Source organism: Halpernia frigidisoli (assembly GCF_900113805.1).
Classification (GTDB): Bacteria; Bacteroidota; Bacteroidia; order Flavobacteriales; family Weeksellaceae; genus Halpernia; species Halpernia frigidisoli.
This window is the reverse complement of record NZ_FOQT01000002.1, coordinates 356,452-381,840: the sequence shown is the minus strand read 5'-3', so window position 1 is coordinate 381,840 and position 25,389 is coordinate 356,452. Positions and strand designations below refer to the sequence as shown.

The window sequence follows — 25,389 nt, the reverse complement described above, 5'->3', positions numbered from 1 at the left end:
ATTTAATTTTTCAAGATTCTTTTCATTTTACTTTTAAAAAAGTACTGAGAGAATAGAACTGGAAAATTTAAACGAACGCCCTCTTGTATTATTGTAAAAAGAATACTGTAATCTTTTATAAAAACTAAAGTTGTTTTTTCATGATTTCCAAAATCAAAATCATTTGTAGGTTTATTGAGAAAAATTAAATTATTAGAAATTTTGGTTATTCTAAAATTATTGTTCTTTCCAAATTGTAAAATCCTCATTTTTGCATCTTCGCTATGAATATTGAAAGTTATTTCTTTTAAACATTTTTCTGAAAATTTGCAGTAAAAAGCATAAGCGGATATTAAGATAATAAATGGGAAAATGTAGTATCCAACAGTATCATTTTTTGAATTTGGATCAATTTCGAAGATTGACATTAGTGAGAAAATTGCCATTGCTAAATAAATGAGATAGTTCGTGTACAGATCAATTTTATCCAGCCAACTTTCTTCAAATACTAATTTTTTTGAGTTGATGCTTTTAACATCATTTAAATTTTTTAGAACTCTCATTCAAGGTTATAAATATCTTTCTTCGATTACATTCAAATGATGCAAATTATGACCAACAATTAATTTCCCAATTGTTTCCACAGAAATTTCGTTTCCATTTGCAAAACCTTTATTAGAAAGTGTTTCTTTTTTAAAACTTTTAAACAAAATTAAACTTGAAGCGCGAACTAAGGAATGTTCTGCAATTAAATCTTCTAAATGTCGCTCATCGGCATTTGAATTTTCAGCAAATAATTCTTCATCGAAACCAGGCAAATTTTGTGTGTCGCCGCGCGAAATTGATAAAGCACGGTATTGAAAAATTCGTTCGCAATCTATTAAATGCTGCAGAACTTCTTTAAAAGTCCATTTCTTTTCTGCGTATTTAAATAGAGAAGTTTCTTCATTTAATTTTGAATAAATTTCTAATGTTAGCTTCTCACAATTCACCAATTCTTCCATCCAATTTTCGGTTGGAATTAAATCTAAATAGCGCTGAATGTATTTTTCAAATTCTGTCATAGTATTAAATTTACCAATCAAAAAGTCTAACAGTTTACCAATTTTAAAAATATTGGTAAATTGTTAAACTGGTGTATTATTACATTATTTGGAAAAAGCATTTTCTAAATCTTCCAATAAATCTTCTGCATCTTCAATGCCAACGCTTAATCTTACTAAATCATCAGTGATGCCCAATTCTGCACGTTTTTCAGCAGGGATTGAAGCATGCGTCATCAATGCTGGATGATTTGCCAAAGATTCTACGCCGCCTAAAGATTCCGCTAAAGTGAAAACTTTTACATTTTCTAAAAATTTTACAGCGTCTTCTTTTTTGCCGGATTTAAAAGTAAAAGAAACCATGCCGCCAAAATCTGACATTTGTTTTTTTGCCAATTCATTTTGCGGATGAGATTTCAAACCCGGATAAAAAACTTTGTCAACTGCTGCATGATTTTCTAAATATTCCGCGACTTTCATTCCGTTTTCTGAATGTCTTTCAACGCGTAAAGCCAAAGTTTTAATCCCTCTTAAAACCAGATAAGAATCCATTGGTCCTAAAATTCCGCCACTTGCAAATTGTATAAAGTGAAGTTCTTCCCCTAATTTTTCATCTTTTGCAACCAATGCACCAGCAATTACGTCAGAATGTCCGCCCAAATATTTTGTTGCCGAATGCATCACAATATCGGCACCAAGATCCAAAGGTTTTTGTAAATAAGGCGTTGCAAAAGTGTTATCAACGGCCACTAAAATATTTTTTCCTTTAACTAAATCGCAAACGGCTTTTATATCCACCAATTTCATTAACGGATTTGTAGGCGTTTCAATCCAGATTAGTTTTGTTTTATCAGAAATTTTATCTTCTAATTTTGAAACATCATCAAAATTCATAAAAGTAAATTTCAAGTTATATTTTTCAAATAACCGAACGAATAACCGATAAGTTCCGCCGTAAAGATCATCAACGGCGATAATTTCATCGCCTGGTTTTAATAATTTTAAAACACAGTCAATTGCTGCCAAACCAGACCCAAAAGCCAAGCCTTTTGCGCCATTTTCTATGCTTGCCAAACTGTCTTCCAATGCTTGTCTTGTAGGATTTGCAGCGCGAGAATATTCATATTCGCTGATCGGTTGTCCAGGTGAAGTTTGTGCGAAAGTGGATGTCAAAAAAACCGGAACATTTACCGAACCAGTTGTTGGTTCTATGTGTTGATTTCCGTGTATTACTTTAGTGTTGAATTTCATAATTTCTTATTTTAAATTAATAGAAGCAAGATTTTAGAGTCAAGATGCAAAATTTATTTTTTAAATCTTGACTCTAAAATCTTGGTTCTTTTTTACATTTTTATTGCCGCTTTCACTGCGAAAGTCTCCGCGGTTTCTTCCAGCCATTGTGCGACATCTTCTTCGCCAGTTGCTTTTTCGTAAGTGTGGCTGATGGATAACAAAATTTGGTGAAGGAACATTTTCATATCGTCAACAGGCATTTCTTTTGTCCAAAGATCAATTCTTAAGGCTTCTTTTTTTGCATCATCCCAAACGGAGATCATCGTCGCTTTGGTTTCTTCATTTTCGATTCCACCGTCTTCAGCGTTCCAAAACATTTTTTCTGGAACCTGGTTTTCGTCTAGTTCAACGCGGATATTTATATTTGTTGTTCTCATATTCTTTTATTTAATGTACCAATTTATCGATGTAAAAGTTTACCAATTTTGTGAAAGCATTAGTATTGCTAGACTTTTACATTGGTAAATCTTTATATTTATAAGTTAATTTTTAGGTCTGTATTCTGCGGTGTTAAAAATAGTTTGCGCGTCCATTTTTAGAAAATCCTGAAGTTTTGTTTCCGGTTTTACGCTAAAATATTTTTTACAAATTTCCCATCCGGTGAAACGTCCGATTTGTGGAGAAGATTCATTATCAATTTCAGTATAAAATTTTGAAAACGGACCGACTGATAAAAAACGTTCCGATAATCTTGGTTCATCACTGTAAACTAAATTATTCTCTACAAAATAGTTCCAGATATTTTCCTCATTTTGCTTTGACCATTCGTACTGTTTTGCCGTATAATTTATTTTTAAATAATCTGGTTCAGTTGGCATAAAAGCATCTTGAAGTGTTAATAATTTGCCTTCATAAATAATTTGATCTAAAAATTTTTGCTGTCTTCCAATAGGTTGAACCATATTTTCGGAAAGTATCTCGGAAACTTTAGGCAAAATATTCTGCGGATTCATCGATTTTTGGAAATAATTCTCCATTCCTTTATAATTGGGATTATTTTCTCCCATAAAACCGGTAATGTCTATAAACAACAAATTATTTTTTGATTCTAAAAAAATTGGATCCTTCGCCATTTGAAGAGCCGAAGAAAATAAAAATACTTTAGGAATTTTAAACTGCGGAAAATAATGCTGAACATGCGCAAAAAGCAAAGTCAGATCTTCATTAAGCTTTTTCTGGTCTATTTTTCCGATGGCTTCTTTATAAATTTTTATCTCGTCTGCGTCGGTTCTTCTGATGCTATAATCTTCATCCGGAACACTTCCCTGAAACCAGGGAAATTCTGTTTTAAATTGATCTAATGGGATTTTTTGATCGTAAAATGCTTTAGAAATATCTTTAATTTCCACCTTTGGAAGCGCGTCGTCAATTTTAACGTCCCAAAAATTTGCTTCATCTTTTTTGCAGGATTGCATTATTGAAATAAAGGCAATGTAGAGGATAAAATATTTAAAAAACTTCATTATTTTTACATAAAATTTAGAACCGCAAAAATAGTGAAAATTTAACGGAATATATTTTTGAGCAATAGAATTGATGAGAAAGAATCATTTTAAAATTTAATAAATGCAATCACAAAAAGTTATAGATCACATCGTAAACTGGCTGAAAGATTACGCCGAAAAAGCGAATGTGAAAGGATACGTGATCGGAGTTTCCGGCGGTGTAGATTCCGGCGTGGTTTCGACGCTTTGTGCGATGACGGGTTTAAAAGTTTTGGTCGTAGAAATGCCAATTCGCCAAAAAAGTGATCAGGCAAACCGTGCTTTGGAACATATCGATTTTCTGAAAAATAAATTTCCAAACGTGGAAGGAATGTCTGTCGATCTGAATGAGCCTTTCGAAGCTTTGTATAAAACTTTTGATGTAAAAGACGAAGAATTTCCGGCAGAAAAACTTGCTTTTGCCAATACAAGAGCGAGATTGAGAATGTTGACCTTATATTATTACGGTCAAATAAACGGACTTCTGGTTTGTGGAACAGGAAATAAAGTGGAAGATTTTGGCATCGGTTTTTACACGAAATATGGTGACGGTGGCGTGGATGTTTCACCGATCGCTGATCTTTATAAAACGGAAGTTTTTGATTTGGCAAGAAATTTAGATCTTCCGGAAAGTATTAAAAATGCCATTCCAACTGATGGACTTTGGGATGTTGACCGAACTGACGAACAGCAAATCGGCGCCACTTATCCTGAATTAGAAAAAATTCAGAAAGAATTTGGAACTAAAACTGAAGCCGATTATTCCGGTCGCGATTTGGAAGTTTATAAAATATTTTCGCGAATGAATAAAGCGGCGCAACATAAAATTCAGCCGATTCCTGTGTGTGATATTCCGGAAGAATGGCGTAATTAAATTCTAAATTATTGATTTAGGTTTTAGATTAAATTATAAAAAATTTTAAATACAATTGATGAATTCTGAAAAAAGAAAAATCTTCCTCGCTTTTTTATTTGGTGGAATGGGAATGTTTGCTGTGATGTACATGTTTAATGGTTTTCCTAAAAAAAATATTACAACTGAAACTCAAAAAAGTGTAAAAACTGAAGTTTTAAAACAAGACATCCAGAATAAAAAAGGTAATATTTTTGAAATTACAAAAGCTGAAACAGTAATTTCTTATGTAAAAGACAATCACCATTTGCCTGATTTTTATTTAACAAAGAACGAAGCAAAAAAACAAGGCTGGATTCCTTCAAAAGGAAATCTTTGCGAAGTTTTACCGGGGAAAGCAATTGGTGGCGATTTTTTTGGCAACAGAGAAAAACAACTGCCAAAAAGTGAAAAATATTTTGAAGCCGACGTCAACTACCATTGTGGAAACAGGCAAGCCGACAGAATTATTTTTACAAAAAGCGGCGAAGTTTATTTGACTACTGATCATTATAAGAGTTTTCAGAAGCAGTAGGGAATAATAAATATTGATTGTTAAAAGTGAATTTTTGAAAATATATTTGAAATGTTTTTTGATTTTAACTTTATTTTTATCTTGCTCAAAGGATAAATTTATTTTAAAATTGAACAAAGAACAAATTATTCTTATTCAGCCATTTAAGGATTTGAATATAAAAGATGCGAATGAAATTGCAATAAAAATTAAAGAATTCTCTCCAAAAGTAGAAATCTTAAAACCAATTGATTTTCCTGAAAATTCATATTATTTACCACGAAATCGTTACAGAGCAGATTTAATTATTAAATATTTAAATAAAAATACTGAGTTTGGCTTTGTGAAATTAGGGTTAACATCAAAAGATATTAGTGCAACCAAAGGCAAAAATCTTGATTTTGGAATTATGGGTCTAGGTTATAGACCGGGAAAAGCCTGTGTTGCTTCAAATTTTAGATTAGATAAGAGAAATAATGAGCAATTTTTTAAAATTGCAATTCATGAATTAGGTCATACTTTGGGATTAAAACATTGCCCAAATAAAACTTGTTTTATGCGTGACGCAGAAGGGGGAAATCCTACAAATGAAGAGACAGGTTTTTGCGATAAATGCAAAGCCTATTTAAAAACAAATAACTGGAAATTTAATTAAATGAAAACAATAGAAATAGACTTCACAAACATCGGTGATTACGAAGAATTTTATGAAGTTTTAAAATCAAAAATAGAATTGCCTGCTCATTTTGGCGATAATCTGGACGCACTTGCAGATATAATTTCTGGTGAACTGGAAATGCCTCTCGACATTGAGTTTACAAATATGAGCGTCGATCAGTTGGAAACTTTCGAGGAATTACTCGAAACATTGGAAGATGTAGAATTCGAAAGTGACGAATTTTCTTTCAGTTATTATCTGGAACAATTTGAAGATTTAGATTAAAAATTTTAAACATAAAAAAATCCTGCAAAATGCAGGATTTTCTTTGATATGAAAAATGAAAAACTTAATTTGAATTACAGGTTATAATTGGTCCAGCCAGCATACCAAAAATCATTGGAATCTTTTACTGCTCCTCTATAAGTAACAGAAGTAAATCCGCTTAAAAGAGCATTTGTAAATAAACCTCCAGTTAATAATGGCGAACCTGCTGCAGGAGAAAAGTTAGGAGTTGTTCCTGCCGGAGCATAAGCTCCTGAAAATTTGATATCCGCGCTATACGTTAAAGCACTATTGTTATTTGCATTAAAGAAATCCTGAACGCTTTGTGTGGAATAACCTGTTGGCGTCGTGGATGAAGCTGCATATTTGAAATTCGTAACACAACCTGCGATCACATTATTTTGAAAAACAAGTTTTCCACTTGTGATGTTGTTGTCTGTAGTTGTTCCTTTCGAAGCATCGATAAATAAACCAACTGGATAACCCACAAATGCTGAATTAAAGACAGAAATACTTGAATTTCTTCTGATCTGTAAAGCATTTTGAAAAAGAGAGTTAATTCCTGCAACGTTTGTAGAAGCTGAAGTAGACTGAATTGGTCCGATGATCGTCACATTTGAGAAAATTGCAGATGTTTGTGGCGTTAAAGCAGAACCATTTGCATCATTATCAGATTCAAAAGCATTTGAGCCAGAAACGTCCGCTACCAAAGGATCTCTTACACCAATCGCAAACTGCACTTTTCCAGAATATCCGTTGTCTGTGTCAAAATCATCATCCAAACCTTTGTAAGCAATAATGTGTGTACAATTAACTGTTCCACCAAACCACTCAAAACTGTCGTCGTTTGCGTAAGCAACTTCAACATAATCTATCGTTGTGCCGTTACCAACACCTCCAAAAGTCAATCCGTTGATCTCTTTGTCCGGTAAAAATGCGTAACCTGCGTATTCTATTCTTACATATTTTAAAACACCACTGTTATCAGCTGCGTTAGTTCCACCATAAAGTCCGCTTCCCGCAGAATCATTTACACCGCCTTCAATTTCTCCAACACCTTGAACTCCATTGAATGATGCATTTGTAGGCGCAGCTCCCAAAATGATTACACCTGCCCAATCGCCTCTTTTTGGACTTGGTTTATCAGATGTAAAAATGATTGGATTACTTGCTGTTCCCTGTGCCATTATTTTTGAACCTCTCGTGATGATCAATCCACCGTTTTTATCGGCTTCACCAACAATTTTAGTTCCCGGTTCAATAGTTAGTGTTGCGCCATTGGTCACATATACCAAACCTCTTAATTTGTAAGTATTATTAGCTTTTAAAGTGATACTTGTTGTGATTTTCCCTGTTAATATAAGGTTCTCTGTTGCTGGCGAAGTTCCGGTGCCAGTGTTGTTAGTGATTGTTTCACCATCTTCTTCAATTTGTCTACAGGAGGAGACAATTGCTAAACTTCCCGTAAGAAGGTATAAAAAAGCATGTTTTAGTTTCATTTTATTATTTTTTATTGTTTTAATTATTTGATTTATTATTTAAAAATTATATCCTAAAGTCAAACTGATATTTGTTCCCGTTGTTCTTTCGATTGCTAAAGCATCGCTGCTATCGTATTTTTTATTGGCATTCAGATCGTGGTAATATTTTGCTTTTTGATTAAGAATATCAGAAATATTTAGTTTGATCTCACCTTTTTTATTCCATATTTTTTTTGCGATTTGATAATCTAAAAGTGGTCTTGGGTTTTCCCAGATTGGCGGAATCTGATCATTTCCTACATATAAAATTCTTCTTCCGATCTGGTTAAATAAAAGTGTAGAACTGATGCCGGAGTTTTCACTGTCATATTGAAGTGTAAAATTTACTGTGTAAGGCGATTGACCCTGCATTGGTCGGTCAATATTGGTTGTTTGATCCGTTACTTTGTTGTCAATCAGTGCGACATTGCCACCAAAAGTGAAATTCTTTAAAGCTGAAACGAAGTCAAGTTTTTTTCTAAGTTCGAATTCGATGCCGTAAGCATTGGCTTTATCAGCATTTAAATAATTAAAAGTATTACTCGTCCCAACGCCGGATTGATTAAAGTAAAGTTCAATAGGATTTTTAAAATTCTTATAAAAACCTGCTACAGAAATAATTTCACCATTTCTCGGGTAATATTCCCATCTGATATCCGCACTTGAAATTTTTGTCCGTTCAAGTTCTTTATTTCCCACAACCGTTGCGCCCAGATCAAAATCGTAATAAGCAACTGGTGAAAGCTCTCTAAACTCCGGTCTTACCACAGTTTGCGATCCTGCTAATCTTAGATTCATTTTGCTGCTCAGTTTCGCTGTAAGATTTAAAGCAGGCATATAATCTGTCACATTGGTATTTACAAATCGGTTATCTGATCTTTTTGTACTTCCCACTAACTGATCAAAATTTTCAACTCTTAAACCATAAATTGCCCGTAACCAAGGATTAAAATTACTGTCAAACTGTAAATATCCTGCGTTTAAAATGGTGTTTGCAATATATCGATACTGATTTCCGGAGATTTCATCAAAGCTGAACTGCCCTGGATTTGTTCCGAAATTTTCAGCGTTAAAAATGGTTTCAAATGGTTGGGTTAAAATATTTTGGTTAAAACCATTCATTTGTGCTGAAAACGGTCTTGAATTATAAATTCTATCTTTTACCTGAAATAAATATCCACCTTTTACCGTTTGTTTTTGTCCAAATAATTCGAATGATTTTGATAGATCGCCGCCGCCATTATAAAGATAATCGTTTAAAGTAGAGTAGAAAAAACTTCCTGATTTTTGTGATAGACCACTTGAAATTAAAGCGATATAAGGACTTCCCGTTAGATTTGGATATTCGTTATATTGTAATCTCTGCAGTTGCGGAATATATTGATCCAAAATACCAAAACTGCCATACCAGTTAAAAGTAACACCACCCAAAGCATCAATTTTATGATTACCTGAAAGCGTTGTGTTGTAAAACAATGTTTGTTTAAAGCTAAGTTCTCTAGCTAAAATATTTGTTCCGTTCACCGGATCAAATTCAAAATCCTTTCCAGTTCTCATTGAAACACTGCTTGTTCCGGTATTTGTGATGATGTTTTTAAGGGAAATTTTATTGTTGCTGTTAAATTTAAGTGAAAGATTTAAAAGTCCGCCCAAAATAATATCGTTGCTGTATTTTTCAGTATTATAATCAAAATTAACATTCGCATTTTGATCATTTATCGTGAAAAACCTATTAACTGTCTCTGTCCTTTTTTTGTTGTTATTGTAATTAAAAACAGCGATAACACCCAAATCTTTACCAAAAATTTTTGTGTTAAAACCTCCGTCTAACTGCAAACTTTCATTTTCTGGGTATCCAATTGTGCCGAAACCAAAATTTTTCGCGTATAAACTTCCAAATTTTGTTTTCTGCTCGTCACTTAAAATATTAAATTGATTTTTTGAAGGAAAACCTGCAGGCAATTTTCTGTAACCGCTGTCAATTCCAAGAAAATCAAATTTTCCGCCTTTATTGGTTAAAAATTCGCGGTTTATTGTGATAGAGTTTGCACCCACACCAACTTGGGCGTTAAAAAATTTCTTGCTTGGGACATCTTTCGTGTTAACCTGAATAAGTCCGCCTCCCCATTCACCAGTATATTCAGGAATGAAGGTTTTGTTGATGACAAGCGTTTCTATGACACTAGAAGGAAAAATATCGAAAGAAAAGGTTTTTCGGTCCGGCTCTGTGCTGGAAAGTTGAATACCGTTCAACATTGCCTGGTTGTACCGATCTGATAAACCTCTTACCACAATATATTTTCCATCTACAACACTGATCCCGGAAACTCTTTTTAAAACTTCACCTGTATTTCTGTCTGGACTTCTTTTAATAGCTTCTACGCCGATCACCTGCGATACAACACCAGAATTTTTTTGAAGTGAGATTGTAGAAGCGATTGTTTCTCTCCGTGCTGTTGATTTTATCACAACACCTTCAATCGCATTTTCTTTCGCCGAAACTCTGCCTAAAACAATATCTAAATGTGTGTTTTCTTCAGGTTTTATAATAACGTCGTCGATTTCTTTACTTTGATAACCATTCGATGAAATTGCTAAAATGTAAGTTTTATTAGCATCCAGAGAGATTGAGTAATAGCCGGAAATATCTGTAACATAATCGGTGTTATTTACCTTTATCACAACACCCTGAATTGGCGTATTGTCATTTTCATCAAGAACTCTGCCTTCTAAAACATGGGTTTGGGAGAATACAACGCCACTTGTAAATAGTGTAAAAAATAGGGCGGCTTTCTGAATGTTACGATTCATTTTTGTTTTATTTTCAGTACAAAGGAATTGGTTTTTTTCAGCAACTGTATTGAATCAGTTTTAAGGTTTTGTTACCGTTATTTTAATAATTTCGGGTTATGTTAAGAATTTGTAAACTTTGATATTTTAATTTAAACCAAGCTTCTAATTTTTTACCTTTGAGGTTAAACTAAAAATGAAATCGTCTGTAAAAAAGTTATACAGAAATCCTGATGACGAAGGCGGTGTCATAAGACCTTGAAAAAATAAATAATAAGCATGAAAGGCAAGAAAATTCTACTGATTGATGATGAACCGGATATTTTGGAGATCATTTCTTATAATCTGCAGCAGGACGGTTATGAAGTTTCTACCGCGCTGAACGGAATAGAAGGTGTAAAAAAGGCAGAAGAAATTATCCCCGATCTCATTTTGCTGGATGTGATGATGCCCGAAAAAGATGGCATAGAAACCTGTCAGGAGTTGCGCGCCATTAAAAAATTAGACAAAACACTCATTGTTTTTCTTTCCGCACGAAGCGAAGAATATACACAATTAGCAGGTTATCAGGCAGGTGCAAATGATTTCATCGTAAAACTGATAAAGCCAAAAATTTTACGTTCCAAAATAAATGCTTTATTAAAACTGACAAATCAGGAATTTAAGAGTAATTCTGTTATTGAGATAAAAGATCTTGTCATTGATAAAGAAAATTTTCGCGTTTCAAAAAATGGTCAGCTTTTTCTTTTGCCTAAAAAAGAATTTGATCTGTTGCATCTTTTAGCGTCAAACACAAATAAAGTATTTACACGTGAAGAAATTTTAGAGAAAGTTTGGGGAAGCGAAGTGGTTGTTGGTGAGCGAACAATTGATGTCCATATAAGAAGATTACGGGAAAAATTTGGTTTAAATTTTATTCAGACTTCCAAAGGCGTCGGTTACCGTTTGGTACTTTAAGTAAAAATATGCGGTTTCATAAACTTACTTTTTTTGCGGGTCTTTTTCTCACAGTTGTGATGCTTTTGGTGTCGCTTCTATTTGATTATTCGCACACCATAAAAGACAGTTTTGACCGTGATTTTTTATACAGCATTATTGGCGCTTTTGTATTTATGCTGGTCGTCAATTATACTGTTTTAGATCTACTTTTCAATTATTATGGTAAGCGCCAGATCCGCAAAATGTCAGATTTTTTACCTGAAGATCTCGTAACACAGGAAAAAGTTGTCAGTTTTCAACAATTAGGGGAAAGAATTACTTCGATTGCCGAGCAAAATGCCACAGAAGTTGGGTTTTTAAAGGAAATGGAAATTTACCGCAAGGAATATGTCGGAAATGTTTCGCACGAGCTGAAAACACCGCTTTTTTCAATTCAGGGTTACGTGGAAACTTTGCTTGATGGCGGCGTTGAAAATTTAAATATCAGAGATAAATACTTGGAAAGAATTGATAAATCCGTAGAAAGACTGCTTTCAATTGTGCAGGATTTAGATATGATAAACCAATACGAAAGTGGCGAAATTTCTCTTAATATTTCCAGTTTTGATATTAATATTGTCGTGAAAGAGATCATTGAACTGCTTGAATTTGAGGCTCAAAAAAAACAGTCTAAAGTGACGCTTCAAAATTCCCAGCCAGTAATTCTTGTAAGTGCCGATAAGCAAAAAATTTCTCAGGTTTTGATCAATTTAATATCAAATGCCATATATTATTCCAACCGCGAAAAAGCGCAGATCACCATTAAAACCAATGTTTTAAAGAATAAAGTCTATGTAGAAGTTTCCGATAATGGTATGGGAATTAAACCTGAACTTTTGCCCCGTATTTTCGAAAGATTTTATCGCGTTGAAAGCAGTAGAAGTAGACAAAACGGCGGCTCAGGACTTGGTTTGGCTATTGTGAAACATATTTTGGAAGCGCATCAGGAAAATATCCGTGTGGAAAGTCAGTATTTAGAAGGCACGAAATTCAGTTTTCTTTTAAATCTAGCCTAAATTTTCGGCACAATTACAAAAATTATTTTTAGAAAAAAAGACCTTTTTATTATTTGGTCAATTTTCAATTGTCTTATATTTGCAGTCTCAATACAAATAAAAATAAAATAAATTTTCAGTCATGGTATATAAGATTAGGGTGATTTTAGATGCTAAGGAAAGTATATTTCGGGACATCAGTATTAAAGATAAACAGACTTTATGGAATTTACATTTGGGAATAAAAAGTGCGTTCAGTTTACCTGGAGATGAGCTTTCTTCTTTCTTTTTTTCTGATAATGACTGGAATGAATTGCAAGCCGTTCCGTTGGAAGATATGAGCGATGATGGAGATGGCGAGATCATGTCAGACATTTATTTAAATGAAGGCTTTCCGGAAATTGGCGCAAAAATGCGTTTCACTTATGGTTTTATGGATCTTTGGGAATTTTTCTGTGAATTATTAGAAGAAGAACCGGAAAAACCTGCTGTTATTTATCCGATCACGATATTCAGATTTGGAAAAGTGCCTTTAAAAGCGCCTAATAAAAGCGGTTCATCTAATTCTAAAGTGGTAAAATTACCTACGGCAGAAATGAACTTTGATGATTTGGACGATGTTGATTTCAAAGAAGACACAGATGATTTTGATGATGATGAAGACGATTTCGATGATGGATACAATGATGAAATAGAAGAAGATATTTAAATATAAAACCCGATTTTTTCGGGTTTTTTTATGTTTAAAAATTAATTGAAGCAATTTCCACGAATAAGCAAATCTTCAAATATTATTTGCCTTTTACATTTATAAAGCTTCTATAAATTGCAAAATTTTACTTCAATAATTTTAAAAAAATTCGCTATCTTTCGATCTGTTTTTTACAATTAAATAGACATAATTTCACTAAAAATGAAGAAAATAATTTTGCTTGCCATCGCAAGTTTAGCAATAATAGCCTGTTTTAATGAAAATAAAACTAAAATGAAATCACAAAAAGAGCGGAAACACACAACCAATATTTACGAAGTAAATGTCCGCCAATACACTAAAGAAGGTACTTTCAACGCGTTTGCGAAAGAAATGCCGCGACTCAAAAAAATGGGTGTAGAAACTTTGTGGTTCATGCCTATTACACCGATCGCGCAAAAAGAGAAGAAGGGAAGCATGGGAAGTCAATATGCGGCGCAGGATTATACCACCATTAATCCCGAATTTGGAACTTTAGAAGATTTTAAAAAATTGGTTATTGAAGCACATAAACAGGGTTTCAACGTCATTATTGATTGGGTTGCCAATCACACCGGTTGGGATCATGTTTGGACAAAATCACATCCAGAATATTTTTTGCACGACGCGGACGGCAGTTTTCATCGCGCAAGTGGAATGGACGATATTATAGAACTCGATTACAGCAAACCAGAATTGCGAAAAGCAATGATAGATGCGATGAAATATTGGGTGAAAGAAACCAATATTGATGGTTTCCGTTGTGATCTGGCAAGTTGGGTAGAAGTTGATTTTTGGCAACAGGCAAGACCAGAAGTTGAAAAGATTAAACCTTTATTTTTCTTAGGGGAATTTGATGAACTTGAAAATCCTGAATATGGAAAAGTGTTTGACGCCAGTTATTCCTGGACCTGGATGCACAAAACGGCTGATTATTACAGTAAAAATGAACCTTTACAAGAATTACGCGATCTTTTAAGCAAATATTCTGCGCTGGGTGACAATTCTATGCGCGCCTGGTTTACTGCAAACCACGATGAAAATACCTGGAACGGCACAGAATATGAAAAATATGGCGTTATAGCAAAACCTTTGGCCGTATTTTCTGCCACCTGGAACGGCGTTCCGTTAATGTATTCCGGACAGGAATTGCCAAATATGAAACGTTTAAAATTCTTTGATAAAGACCCAATCGAATGGAACGGAACCTATCAATTAGCCGATTTTTACAAGACTTTATTTGCTTTAAAATCAACAAATTCCGCGTTGCGAGGTGGAGATTCTAATGTGAAAACTTATTTTGTAAAAACTTCCGCCGATGATAAAATTTTGGCTTACATCCGCAAAAATGGAAAAGATGAGGTTTTTGTAGTTTTAAATATGTCCAAAGAAGATGTCAATTTTACGATAAATGATTCGGAAGTTTCAGGGAAATTTAAAGAATTATTTAGCAAAGAAAATCGAGATTTTGATTCTAATAAAAACTTTGAAATGAAAATTTCGGGTTACGATGTTTTTGTGAAATAAATTAATTTTCAAAATATAAAGATCAATAGAAGCGGGCTTTAGCCCGTTTTTATTTTAAAAAATTTGCAATTGGCTTTAGCCAAAATTAATCTTATTTTTAAATGTTTAATATTAAACCAATATTTTTGAATTGAAAATTTTAAGACTTAATCTCGACAACTTTCATAAAGCATAAATAAGCAGTAAAATGAAAAAATTTATAATAATTCTTTGTATTTCAAGTATTTTTGGGATTTCAAAATCTCAAAATTCATCTTCTAATAAGATTTCAACTGATAAAAATCAAACTTTTACAGAATTTGAAAATAAATTTATGAATGATTATTGGGCGCAGTTTCCAGAGAGTTCTGTGTATAGCGGACTTCATAAATATGACGCGGTGCTGACAATTCCTAATTTAGAGAATAGAAATTCTGACCTTAATTTTGCTAAAAAATACCTTTTAAAATTAAATGAATTTTCATTAAATGAATTAAGTGATTTAAACAAAATAGACTTCCATTTAATTGAAGATCAACTCAATGAAATTGTTTGGAGCACAAATGAGTTGAGAAGTTGGCAATGGAATCCGGGTTCTTATAATGTGGGAGGGATTTTTGCACAAACTCTATTTGGCAAATATGCACCGCTGGAAGTTCGGCTAAAAAGTTTTCAAAAAAAGGCAGAATTAGTTCCGCAATATTTTAAAAGTGCAAAAGAGAACATCAAAAATCCGGTGGAAATTTTGCAGAATTTGGGGATTGCTCAAAACGAAGGTTCATTAGAAATTTTCGAAAAAAACATTCAGGATTCTGTAAAGGTTTCCAAACTTTCGGAAGCAGATAAAAATTTAGTTTTAAAATCTTCAAAAGCCGCAGCAACATCGATCAAAAATTACATTGCTTGGCTAAAAAATTTAAAACCGACTGAAAGACGTGATTTTCGTTTGGGAAAAGAATTGTATGATCAAAAATTTAGATATAATATTCAGTCTTCTTTTTCAGCAGAAGAATTATACCAACTGGCATTAAAGCGAAAAACTTTTATCCACACAGAAATGGCAAAATTGGCGAAAGAAATGTCGCCAAAATATTACGGTAATCAAAAAACACCAACTTCAGATTTCCAATTAATACGTAAAGTTCTCGACACGCTTTCTTCACAACACGTGAAACCGGAAGAATTTCAATCTGCCATTGAAAAACAAATTCCTGATTTGGTAAAATTCATTAATGATAAAAATTTACTTTATTTAGACCCTTCAAAACCGTTAATCGTACGAAAAGAACCTGCGTACATGGCAGGAGTTGCCGGCGCTTCAGTTAGTGCGCCCGGTCCTTATGACAAAGACGGTGACACTTATTATAATGTAGGAAGTTTGAGTGGCTGGTCTAAAGAAAAATCTGAAAGTTACTTGCGGGAATACAATAATTATATGTTGCAAATTCTTGATATTCACGAGGCAATTCCTGGTCATTACACGCAATTGGTTTACGCAAATCAATCGCCAAGTATTATAAAATCTGTGTTCGGAAATGGCTCTATGATTGAAGGTTGGGCAGTTTATGGCGAACAAATGATGCTGGAAAATGGCTATGGAAACTCTTCGCCCGAACTAATGTTAATGTGGTACAAATGGAATTTGCGATCTGTTTGCAATACGATTTTAGATTACAGCGTGCACACCAAAAATATGAGTAAAGACGAGGCGATGAAACTTCTGACTGATGAAGCCTTTCAGGAAAAAACTGAAGCAGAAGGAAAGTGGAATAGAGTTTCGGTAGGTAGTGTTCAATTAACAAGTTATTATAATGGTTATCAGGAAATTATCAATCTACGAAACGAAATAAAAGACAAAGAAAAATCTGCTTTTAATGTAAAAGCCTTCAATGAAAAGTTTTTGAGTTATGGTAATTCACCGGTAAAATACATCAGGGAAATGATGTTAAAATAAATTTAAAAACGATAAATTTCATACGGATTTTAACTAAAAACTTAAATGGAAAAAGCCGAAATTTTAAAAATCGTTCACGAGAAATTAAATCTAAAAATTAAAACTTTAGAAGATTTGATTTCCGAAACGCGCGCTTCCAACAACGAAACAAAAAGTTCGATGGGCGATAAATATGAAACGACGCGGGAAATGGTACAGCAGGAAATTAATAATCTGCAGGTTCAGTTAAATGAAAATTTAAAGGCCAAAAATTCTCTAAAATTAATTCAAATGTCGCCTTCGCAAAAAGTTGGGTTTGGTTCTTTGGTAGAAACGTCGACAGGTTTATTTTATATTACCGTTTCACTCGGAAATATTGATTTTAATGAAAAAAAAATATTTCTTATTTCGCCGGAAAGTCCTTTGGCAAAAGCAATGATTAATCATAAAAATAGTGAAGAATTTTCTTTAAATAATGTAGAGCAAATCATTAAAAACATTTGGTAAATATTTCATTATTTTTGTAAAAATTACCGATTTAAGATTACTCATTACTCATAAAAACTCATGCAAAATTACCTCAATCTTCTCCAACATATAAAACAAAACGGAACTGATAAAACCGACCGCACCGGAACAGGAACGCGAAGCATTTTTGGCTACCAATTGCGTTATGATTTATCTAAAGGTTTTCCTTTAGTCACAACAAAAAAAGTCCATTTAAAATCAATTATTTATGAATTACTTTGGTTTTTAAAAGGTGATACTAATATTAAATATTTAAAGGATAATGACGTAAAAATTTGGGACGAATGGGCAAATGAAAATGGCGATTTAGGTCCAGTTTACGGCGCACAATGGCGCAGTTGGAAAGGCGCAGATGGAAAAGTGATTGATCAAATTTTTGATGTTATTGATCAAATTAAAAAAAATCCGGATTCCCGCAGATTAATTGTTTCCGCCTGGAATGTTTCTGAAATTCCAAATATGGCTTTAGCGCCTTGTCACGCGTTGTTTCAGTTTTATGTGGCCCATGAAAAATTATCGCTTCAATTGTATCAAAGAAGCGCCGATGTTTTTCTTGGCGTTCCTTTTAATATCGCGAGTTATGCGCTTTTATTAATGATGGTTGCACAAGTTTGTGATTTAAAAGTAGGCGATTATGTGCACACTTTTGGCGATGTTCATATTTATAATAATCATTTTGAGCAGGTAGAAAGACAACTTTCTCGCACGCCAAAAGAATTGCCAACCATGAAATTAAACCCCGAAATTAAAGATATTTTTGATTTTAATTTTGAAGATTTCACCTTAGAAAATTACAACCCAGAACCGGGAATTAAAGCACCTGTTGCAGTGTAGATTTTTTATGAGCAACACAATTTTTGTATTTGTTCAAATCAGGTCCCGCTTTCCGCTGTATCTTTTTCTTTTTTTAAAGAAAAAGGATGCCGCTTCAATCGGGGCTAAAAAGAAATCTTATGCTTTTTCCGAATGAATTTTGTAACTATTTTATAAAATATCCAACAAATTATCAAATGAAATCCCTAAAAATAAATCTCGAAGATAAAGCCAATGCAGAAAAATTAATTGATCTTTTAGTTCAAATAAAAGGCATAAAATCTGTGGAAATTTTTGACGAAGAAAATATTGAAAGTGATCTTAGAAAAGCAGTCAATAAAAGCAAAGAACAACTTAAAAACGGAGATTACGAATCTTTAGTTAACGATGTTTTCGAAACTTTTTTAAACAAGAAACCATAATTTTAAATGAAAAAATTTATTATTTCCGTAAGTCTTCTCGGAATTTTAGTCAGCACAAATGCTATTGCACAAACCGATACTTCCGGCGCAACCGTCTACAGACAGACACATACAAAACACACAGAATTAAAACACACCAAACTAAAAGTAAGTTTTGATTACGCAAAAGAACAAATGGCGGGCGAAGAATGGTTGACCGCAAGTCCCTATTTTTACCCAACCGATTCTTTGGTTTTGGATGCAAAAGGAATGTTGATCAGCGAAGTGGCTTTAACGCAAAACGGAAAAAATTCGCCCTTAAAATTTGATTATAAGAATGATATTTTAAAAATTAATTTAGATAAAACGTATAATAGAAATCAGGATTATACAGTTTACATTAAATATACAGCGCGACCAAATGAAGTAAAAGGTGGAGGAAGTGCTGCGATTACAGATAATAAAGGTTTGTATTTCATTAATCCACAGGGAAAAGATCCGGATAAACCAACACAGATCTGGACGCAGGGCGAAACAGAATCTTCTTCCGCCTGGTTTCCAACGATTGACAAACCAAATCAGAAGACAACGAACGAAATTTATATGACCGTTCCTTCGAAATATGTAACGCTTTCAAACGGCGTTTTAAAAGACTCAAAAGACGAAGGAAATAATTTACGAACCGATCATTGGGTGATGGACAAACGCCATTCTACCTACCTTTTATTTATGGGAATTGGTGATTTTGCCATTGTAAAAGACAAATGGAAAAATATGCCGGTTGATTATTACGTAGAAAAAGAATACGAAAAAGACGCAAAAGGAATTTTTGGCAATACGCCTGAAATGATCGATTTTTATTCCACAAGATTAAATTATCCTTTTCCATGGCAAAAATATTCGCAAATGGTCGGTCGCGATTACGTTTCCGGCGCTATGGAAAATACAACGGCAACTTTGCATGGGGAAGGCGCTTACCAAAAAGCCGGTGATCTTATTGATGAAAATAAATGGGAAGATACGATCGCGCATGAACTTTTTCACCAATGGTTTGGCGATTTAGTAACTGCCGAAAGTTGGAGCAATTTGACTGTAAATGAAAGTTTCGCGAATTATTCTGAATACCTTTGGGAAGAGCACAAATACGGAAAAGACGCCGCCGATTATCATGAAATGAATGATATCAACGGATACAAGCGCGATCCAAAAAATGCAGATAAAAACCTGGTTCGTTTTCAGTACGATTCCCGCGAAGATGTTTTCGATGGCGTTACTTACAACAAAGGTGGTGGAATTCTAAATATGTTACGCCGTTATTTAGGCGATGATGCTTTTTTCAGTGGCTTAAATGATTACTTAAAAACCAATGAATACGGCAACGGCGAAGCGCAACAATTGCGTTTGTCCTTCGAAAAAATTTCTGGTAAAGACCTTAGTTGGTTCTTTAACCAATGGTATTACGGCAGCGGTCAGCCAAAAATTTCCTACACTTATTCTTACGAACCGGTCAAAAAAGAAGTGACGGTTTCTATTGCGCAAACGGATAGCAAATTGTTTCAATTTCCATTGGATATTGATGTTTTCGTAAATGGCGTTGCAAAAAAAGAATCCGTTTGGGTTGATGCAAAAGCAAAAAACAGTTTTACATTTTCCGCGGCAAAATCGCCGGATTTAATTAATTTAAATCCTGATGGCGTGATCGTTTCAGATATTACGGAGACAAAAACGCCTGAGCAATATTATACGCAGTTTTTTGGTTCTAAAGACTTTAAGGCAAAATATTTAGCAATCGAAGATGCGTCGAAAAACGCTTCAAAAAATCCTTCAGCCTTGAAAACATTAGTTGCAGGTTTAAAAGATCCGTTTTTTAGATTGAAAATTCAGGCTTTGGAGGGTTTGGATCTAACAAATGCCGATGAAGCGAAAATGGCTTTAAGTGAAGTTGAAAAATTAGCGCAAAATGATCCAAAAACTTTGGTTCAGTCCTCCGCAATTTCTGCTTTGGTAAAAACGAAGAACGCCAAATATTTACCTTGGTATGAGAAAAATATGTCCGCGCTTTCCAATGCTGTAAAAGCCAGTTCGCTTGCCGGAATCGCCAGTTTAGATCCTGCGAAAGTCGTTGCTTTGGCAGATAAATTAGATCTTTCCACGGCATCGGAAGATTTGATGATGACACTATTGCCAACAATTGTTGATAATAAAATCACCGCTCAAATGCCCGCAATTGGAAGTCTGGTCGCATTCTATCCTTTCTTAAAATTTCAAAAACTAGAGTTGGGAACGAAAGCCGAAGAAGGTTTCAACTGGATCATGACTTCGGATAATACCAAAGCCACGCACAACATTACGAAAGTTTTGATGCAGGCAAAAGGACAAGTTGAAGCAAATCCGCAAGCCAAAATGATGATCGTAAAAATGTTGCAGGACGGTTTGGCAAAAAAGACCGAAATTCTCAAAGCAAATCCTTCCAGCGCGAGTTTAAAAGCCCAGGTTGAAGATTTAAATAAAACAATCGAGGCTTATAAATAATCTTTTTAGGAGCAAGACGGTTTTGCTTTTTCCGAAAAAAGTTCCCGCTATCCGTTCCAATCTTTTTACAAAAAATGAGCGCGCCTTTTCGGCGCGCTCAGTTTTTGTAAAAAGGATATCCACTTCTATCGGGGCTAATTTTCAATAGTATTTTTTCTATTCAACGTAATGAAATTATGGATTTTAGAATTTCAAAATATAGTTTCTACTTTTAGAAAAATTGCCTATTTTTGATGGATTTCTGCGTTTATAATCAAACATTATGGAAGATTTATTATCAATATTCAAAATTACAAAAATTGATTTTTCGAAAGTTATTATCAAAAATAACTCTGAAAGATCAAGTGTAGAACATTTTGATTTAAAGCCCAGAGATTTTATTAGATATGCTAAAGATGATCTAAATAATAATGATAAAAAAGGATTTGTAAATTCTTTAACTAACTCAAAAAGAGCAATCGATTGTCAAATTGACACAATCTTTTATAATTATGGAATTTCCTTCGATAAAATCCCAAGCGCATCTGAAAAATTAATTGAAAGTCTCAATGTTAATAATGATTTGCCACACAAGTTGAAGATGATCCAAGCATTAAAATTTTCACCAAGCAATCTAACAACAAAAACTAGAAACTTCAGAAATAGACTTGAACATTATTATCAAATTCCTAACGAAAAAGAAATTCGGGAATCTTTGGAAATCGCCGAACTATTCATTCAATCTTGTGAAAGTAAAATCAAATGGGTTGAAGATGATTTTATTATAACAAACGAATCTTTTGGATATTTATACCCTCATCCTTTTGCTCCAGTTGAAAATAGCCATATTGGTTATTTACAAATGACCCTGTATAAAAATAATGTTTCAATTACATTTGATAACGAAAATAAATACTTTAAAATAACTCCAACAATTGATAAAATGGAAAATGAAGCAATTGTTTATTCGCAAGATAATCCGGAATTCTATTTTCTAATAAGAATTTTAAATTCAAAAGATGATCAAATAGATTTAAATGAATCCTTCGCTTTATTATTAAAATATAAAGATTATCCATTACCTCAAAAAAATATTAATATAGAAAATTGGTATTAAAAATCATATCTAAACAGTGCGTCGATAGCGCAGATTTATAATTAGTGCTTAAAAAATAATATAATTTTCATCTTTCCATTATTTTGTCATTCCGTAGGAATCTCAACTGCTGCTATTAACTTTGCAAAGATTCCTGCGGAATGACAAAATATAGTTTTAAACCCCAATCAGATAGAGCGAATTTGCAATCCGTGATCAAAAAAATATAAAATATTTTAAAAATTCTCTTTTTTTACACACTTCACAAATCACTGAGCGGTTCCGTAAATTTCTCACCTAAAAGTTTGGTTGTCACCATCGCCGCGACAGTATCACCGGTCGAATTTAAAACAGTCGCTAAAGGATCAACCAAAGTACCGATGATCATCACCGCCGGAATGGCTTCCTGTGGAAGATGATAGACAGAGATCATGAGCATTTCACCAATATAACCACCATTCGGAATACCGCCTGCAACGATACTTACAAAAACGGTGATAGCCAAAGCCAAAATTAAATTGGACGGCTCGAAAAAATCCCGTCCTATTATTAAAAATGCGACATATATTTTAATGATAGAAGACATAGAAGAACCGTTTTTGTGTAACGTACTTCCAATTGGGATGACGATATTGGCGATAAAAGAAGGAACGCCAATTTTTTGCGCCGCTTCTAGATTTGCAGGCATTGTTGCAAAACTACTACATGTACTTAAGGCGGTTGCACTTGGATAAATATTGTTTTTCCAGAACAGTTTAATGCCTTTCGAACCAAGCGCAAACCAGGCATAAATAGTGAAAAATATAAAGAAATAAAGAATTCCGGCAACATAATAAAGTCCTAAAGGTTTCGCATAAAACCCGAAAAGTTGTGGTCCAATGCTGGAAATTTGATAGGCAAAATAAGCACCCAAACCAACGGGCGCGGCTTTCATAATTAAGAGTAACAAATTTTTCATTACTTCATAACCAGAATTTAAAAAGACTTTAAAAGCATCGCCGCTTTTTCCGGATTTCCGGACAGAAGTTCCCACTAAAAAGGCAAAAATTAAGAGCGCTAACATATTTTTTCGGGAAAATAGATCCGCAAATTCCCCAACCGTGAAAAAACTTACAATTTGATTTCCCCAATTATCATCACTTTTCAAAAGTTCTGAAGGTGTATTATTTTGAAAAGAAAGCGCTTCTGTCGGGAAAAGATAAACCGCTAAAATGGTAAAAAGTGCTGCAATTAAAATAAAAGCCAAAAAAGTAAAGCTCATTGACAATAAAATTTTCCCAAATTTTGACTGTTCTTCCAGCGACGCAATGGAATTAGCAACAGCAAAAAATACCAGCGGAACAACACTTACAAATAAAAGATTTAGAAAAATATCACCTATCGGTTTTAAAGCAGGTACAACATCAGGAAAAAATATTCCGATGAAACTTCCCACAACAATACCTAAAATTAAAAGTAATAAATTAGAATAATTCTGTAAAATGCTTTTCATTTAAATAATTTGTATCAAAGTTAATTCTAATCATTTGATGTATAAACTTATTGTCCAACCGGTTTGTTTTTAGAATAAGCAGGAATAACGATCGCTGCTGCGACGATGCCAACTAACAATGGAACTGTTTTCCCCGCACTAAATTTTGCGATTTTAGTTATATTGGTTTTTTCGATGTTCAGATTTTTCTCTTCCAGTTTACCGATCAATTGCGTTTCGTTTTGATCTAAATATTCAAAACTTCTTATTTTATTTCCATCTTTTGTATCTACGATATATTTTGACTTAGATTTTAAAACTGAAAAATCAAAGTTATTTTGTAAGCTGACTTTTGTAGAAACGCAGGAAGTGAATAAGGTCATTAGAATGACAAGAGCGAAAATTTTTTTAAACATATTTTTTTTACGAAAATATGAAAATCGACCGTAACTTTTATATAGGATTTTTTTAAAATATTATTAATGATTGTTAATATTAAAAGAATTTCATATAATTTATCATCTATATTTTTATTACGCTCTTAAATTTAAGCGCCCAATTTTCCCTACCTTTATTTAAAAATTAATAAAAAATGAAAATTGGAATTGAGGCGGCAAGTTTTTATGTGCCGAAATTATATTTAGAAATTAGAGATTTAGCAGAAAAAAGAGGAATTGAACCCGCAAAATTAGAGAAAGGCTTGGGTTTACACAAAATGGCTTTAGCCGATGTGCACGAAGATGCAGCCACTTTTGCCGCAGAAAGTTTATACAAACTGATCACAGATTACGACGTAAATCCTGCAGGAATTTCAAGAATTTATTTGGGAACGGAAAGTGCTTTGGACGCCGCGAAACCAACTGCAACTTTCGCGATGCAAATGGTTGAAGAAAAATTAGCAAAGAAATTTGGCGAAAGAATTTTTAAAAACTGCGATGTTGTAGATCTCACTTTTGCCTGCATCGGCGCCGTAGATGCGCTTCAAAACTGCATTGATTTTTGCAAAGTAAACCCTGGAAAAAAAGCAGTTGTAATTGCATCAGATTATGCAAAATATGAACTCGCTTCTTCGTGAGAATATACGCAAGGTGGCGGTTCTGTCGCACTTTTAGTTTCAGATGATCCGCAACTTTTAGAATTTGAAAATACCTGGGGAATTGCCACAGAATCTGTTTTTGATTTCTTTAAACCAAGAAGAATCATTGACAAAAACCAAATTCAAAATTTATCGGAAACTGCGCCGGACAAAATAGAAATTTACACAGACGAACCGGTATTTGACGGACAATATTCAAATCAATGTTACCAAAATAGAATCCGTGAAGCTTATGAACATTATAAATCTCAAACAAATATTGAAAAACCTTATCAAAACTGGCGTTTTTTAATTTTCCATTTGCCGTATGCGTTTCATGGAAAAAGAGTTTTTACGGAATTGTTTGCGATTGAAAATAATTTACCTTTTGAAACTTTGGACGACCAAAAAGCCGTTGCAAAATCTGAAGATTATTTAAGATTTATTAATGAAAAAATAGAAACTTCACAACGTGCTTCGTCCGAAATTGGAAATATGTACACCGCGTCCATTTTTATGGCTTTGCTTTCTGCATTACAAACTTCTTTAAATGAAAACGAAAATTTAACAGGAAAAGAAATAGGATTTCTTGCTTACGGAAGTGGTTCTAAAGCCAAAGTTTTTACAGGAAAAATATCAGAAAACTGGCAAGAAATTGTCAAAAAATGGAATTTATTTGAAGTTTTAAACCAAAGACAAAAAATTGATTTTGAAACTTATGAAAAACTACATCGAAAACAATTAAAAATTTCAGTTCAGGAAAATTATTCAGGTTTTGGTTTAGATAAAATTGAAATGGAAAATCCGTTGTCACATGGCGCGAGATATTATAGTTTTAAATGAATTTAATTATAATTTAAATTATTAAGTATTAAATTATAAATTTAACAAAAT

At 33.4% G+C, this 25,389-nt stretch carries 23 protein-coding genes and 1 pseudogene; 15 read left to right on the top strand and 9 right to left on the bottom strand.

All coding sequences use genetic code 11. The annotated features are described in order from the left end of the window. Positions 1–2: 2 nt before the first annotated feature. The 5 genes from BM238_RS06855 to gldB all read right to left on the bottom strand — a co-directional run bounded on the left by BM238_RS06855 (position 3) and on the right by gldB (position 3,778). A complete protein-coding gene (locus BM238_RS06855; protein WP_090079458.1) occupies positions 3–542 on the bottom strand; it encodes a hypothetical protein in 540 nt (179 codons plus the stop codon). Positions 543–548: 6 nt separating this feature from the next. Next, entirely contained in the window at positions 549–1,043 is a 495-nt protein-coding gene (locus BM238_RS06850) for a DinB family protein (RefSeq protein ID WP_090079457.1), read from the bottom strand. Between the two features lie 84 nt (positions 1,044–1,127). Beyond that, positions 1,128–2,273, bottom strand: a complete 1,146-nt coding sequence (locus BM238_RS06845; protein WP_090079456.1) for a cystathionine gamma-synthase — start codon at positions 2,271–2,273, stop codon at positions 1,128–1,130. A gap of 92 nt (positions 2,274–2,365) precedes the next feature. Next, complete coding sequence (gldC, locus tag BM238_RS06840) at positions 2,366–2,692, bottom strand: gliding motility protein GldC (protein WP_090079455.1); 327 nt, start codon at positions 2,690–2,692, stop codon at positions 2,366–2,368. Positions 2,693–2,797: 105 nt separating this feature from the next. After that, the gene (gene gldB / locus BM238_RS06835; protein WP_090079454.1) at positions 2,798–3,778 is read right to left on the bottom strand and encodes a gliding motility lipoprotein GldB; all 981 of its coding nucleotides are present in this window, start codon (positions 3,776–3,778) and stop codon (positions 2,798–2,800) included. A gap of 103 nt (positions 3,779–3,881) precedes the next feature. Here gldB and nadE point away from each other — a divergent pair, with 103 nt between their 5' ends. The 4 genes from nadE (at position 3,882) to BM238_RS06815 (ending at position 6,148) form a co-directional block, all read left to right on the top strand. Further along, complete coding sequence (gene nadE / locus BM238_RS06830) at positions 3,882–4,673, top strand: NAD(+) synthase (protein ID WP_090079453.1); 792 nt, start codon at positions 3,882–3,884, stop codon at positions 4,671–4,673. Between the two features lie 58 nt (positions 4,674–4,731). After that, positions 4,732–5,226 (top strand): ribonuclease domain-containing protein, encoded by a 495-nt coding sequence (locus BM238_RS06825; protein ID WP_090079452.1) that lies wholly within the window; start codon positions 4,732–4,734, stop codon positions 5,224–5,226. A gap of 109 nt (positions 5,227–5,335) precedes the next feature. Then, positions 5,336–5,860: a matrixin family metalloprotease gene (locus BM238_RS06820; protein ID WP_233741932.1), complete on the top strand. Its 525-nt coding sequence runs from the start codon at positions 5,336–5,338 to the stop codon at positions 5,858–5,860. Next, on the top strand, positions 5,861–6,148 hold the full coding sequence (locus BM238_RS06815; protein ID WP_090079451.1) for a barstar family protein: 288 nt from the start codon (positions 5,861–5,863) through the stop codon (positions 6,146–6,148). 74 nt (positions 6,149–6,222) lie between these two features. On the opposite strand, the gene BM238_RS06810 is transcribed toward BM238_RS06815, so the two are convergent. Both BM238_RS06810 and BM238_RS06805 read right to left on the bottom strand, forming a co-directional pair. Continuing rightward, positions 6,223–7,647, bottom strand: a complete 1,425-nt coding sequence (locus tag BM238_RS06810; protein WP_090079450.1) for a hypothetical protein — start codon at positions 7,645–7,647, stop codon at positions 6,223–6,225. 39 nt (positions 7,648–7,686) lie between these two features. After that, positions 7,687–10,479, bottom strand: coding sequence for an outer membrane beta-barrel protein (locus BM238_RS06805; protein ID WP_090079449.1), 2,793 nt, complete (start codon positions 10,477–10,479; stop codon positions 7,687–7,689). A 258-nt stretch (positions 10,480–10,737) separates the two neighbouring features. Here BM238_RS06805 and BM238_RS06800 point away from each other — a divergent pair, with 258 nt between their 5' ends. The 10 genes from BM238_RS06800 (at position 10,738) to BM238_RS06755 (ending at position 21,970) form a co-directional block, all read left to right on the top strand. Next, positions 10,738–11,415, top strand: a complete 678-nt coding sequence (locus BM238_RS06800; protein ID WP_090079448.1) for a response regulator transcription factor — start codon at positions 10,738–10,740, stop codon at positions 11,413–11,415. An 8-nt stretch (positions 11,416–11,423) separates the two neighbouring features. After that, positions 11,424–12,452: a sensor histidine kinase gene (locus tag BM238_RS06795; RefSeq protein WP_090079447.1), complete on the top strand. Its 1,029-nt coding sequence runs from the start codon at positions 11,424–11,426 to the stop codon at positions 12,450–12,452. Between the two features lie 121 nt (positions 12,453–12,573). After that, complete coding sequence (locus BM238_RS06790; protein ID WP_090079446.1) at positions 12,574–13,140, top strand: IS1096 element passenger TnpR family protein; 567 nt, start codon at positions 12,574–12,576, stop codon at positions 13,138–13,140. A gap of 204 nt (positions 13,141–13,344) precedes the next feature. Continuing rightward, positions 13,345–14,688 carry an alpha-amylase family glycosyl hydrolase gene (locus BM238_RS06785; RefSeq protein WP_090079445.1) on the top strand — a complete coding sequence of 448 codons (1,344 nt, stop codon included), beginning with the start codon at positions 13,345–13,347 and terminating at the stop codon, positions 14,686–14,688. A gap of 187 nt (positions 14,689–14,875) precedes the next feature. Next, the gene (locus BM238_RS06780) at positions 14,876–16,621 is read left to right on the top strand and encodes a DUF885 domain-containing protein (RefSeq protein WP_090079444.1); all 1,746 of its coding nucleotides are present in this window, start codon (positions 14,876–14,878) and stop codon (positions 16,619–16,621) included. Positions 16,622–16,666: 45 nt separating this feature from the next. Beyond that, on the top strand, positions 16,667–17,107 hold the full coding sequence (locus tag BM238_RS06775) for a hypothetical protein (RefSeq protein ID WP_090079443.1): 441 nt from the start codon (positions 16,667–16,669) through the stop codon (positions 17,105–17,107). Positions 17,108–17,167: 60 nt separating this feature from the next. Next, entirely contained in the window at positions 17,168–17,962 is a 795-nt protein-coding gene (locus BM238_RS06770) for a thymidylate synthase (protein ID WP_090079442.1), read from the top strand. Positions 17,963–18,138: 176 nt separating this feature from the next. Further along, on the top strand, positions 18,139–18,363 hold the full coding sequence (locus BM238_RS06765; protein WP_090079771.1) for a hypothetical protein: 225 nt from the start codon (positions 18,139–18,141) through the stop codon (positions 18,361–18,363). A 6-nt stretch (positions 18,364–18,369) separates the two neighbouring features. Next, a complete protein-coding gene (locus BM238_RS06760; protein ID WP_090079441.1) occupies positions 18,370–20,874 on the top strand; it encodes a M1 family metallopeptidase in 2,505 nt (834 codons plus the stop codon). A 262-nt stretch (positions 20,875–21,136) separates the two neighbouring features. Next, positions 21,137–21,970, top strand: a complete 834-nt coding sequence (locus BM238_RS06755) for a hypothetical protein (RefSeq protein WP_090079440.1) — start codon at positions 21,137–21,139, stop codon at positions 21,968–21,970. A 241-nt stretch (positions 21,971–22,211) separates the two neighbouring features. Here the strand turns inward: BM238_RS06755 and BM238_RS06750 are convergent, their stop codons facing one another. Together BM238_RS06750 and BM238_RS06745 are read right to left on the bottom strand one after the other, a co-directional pair. Beyond that, positions 22,212–23,441 (bottom strand): dicarboxylate/amino acid:cation symporter, encoded by a 1,230-nt coding sequence (locus BM238_RS06750; RefSeq protein ID WP_090079439.1) that lies wholly within the window; start codon positions 23,439–23,441, stop codon positions 22,212–22,214. Between the two features lie 47 nt (positions 23,442–23,488). Next, on the bottom strand, positions 23,489–23,836 hold the full coding sequence (locus BM238_RS06745) for a hypothetical protein (protein WP_090079438.1): 348 nt from the start codon (positions 23,834–23,836) through the stop codon (positions 23,489–23,491). A 176-nt stretch (positions 23,837–24,012) separates the two neighbouring features. Here BM238_RS06745 and BM238_RS06740 point away from each other — a divergent pair. Next, positions 24,013–25,338, top strand: a pseudogene (locus BM238_RS06740) (hydroxymethylglutaryl-CoA synthase family protein). Positions 25,339–25,389 lie beyond the last annotated feature (51 nt).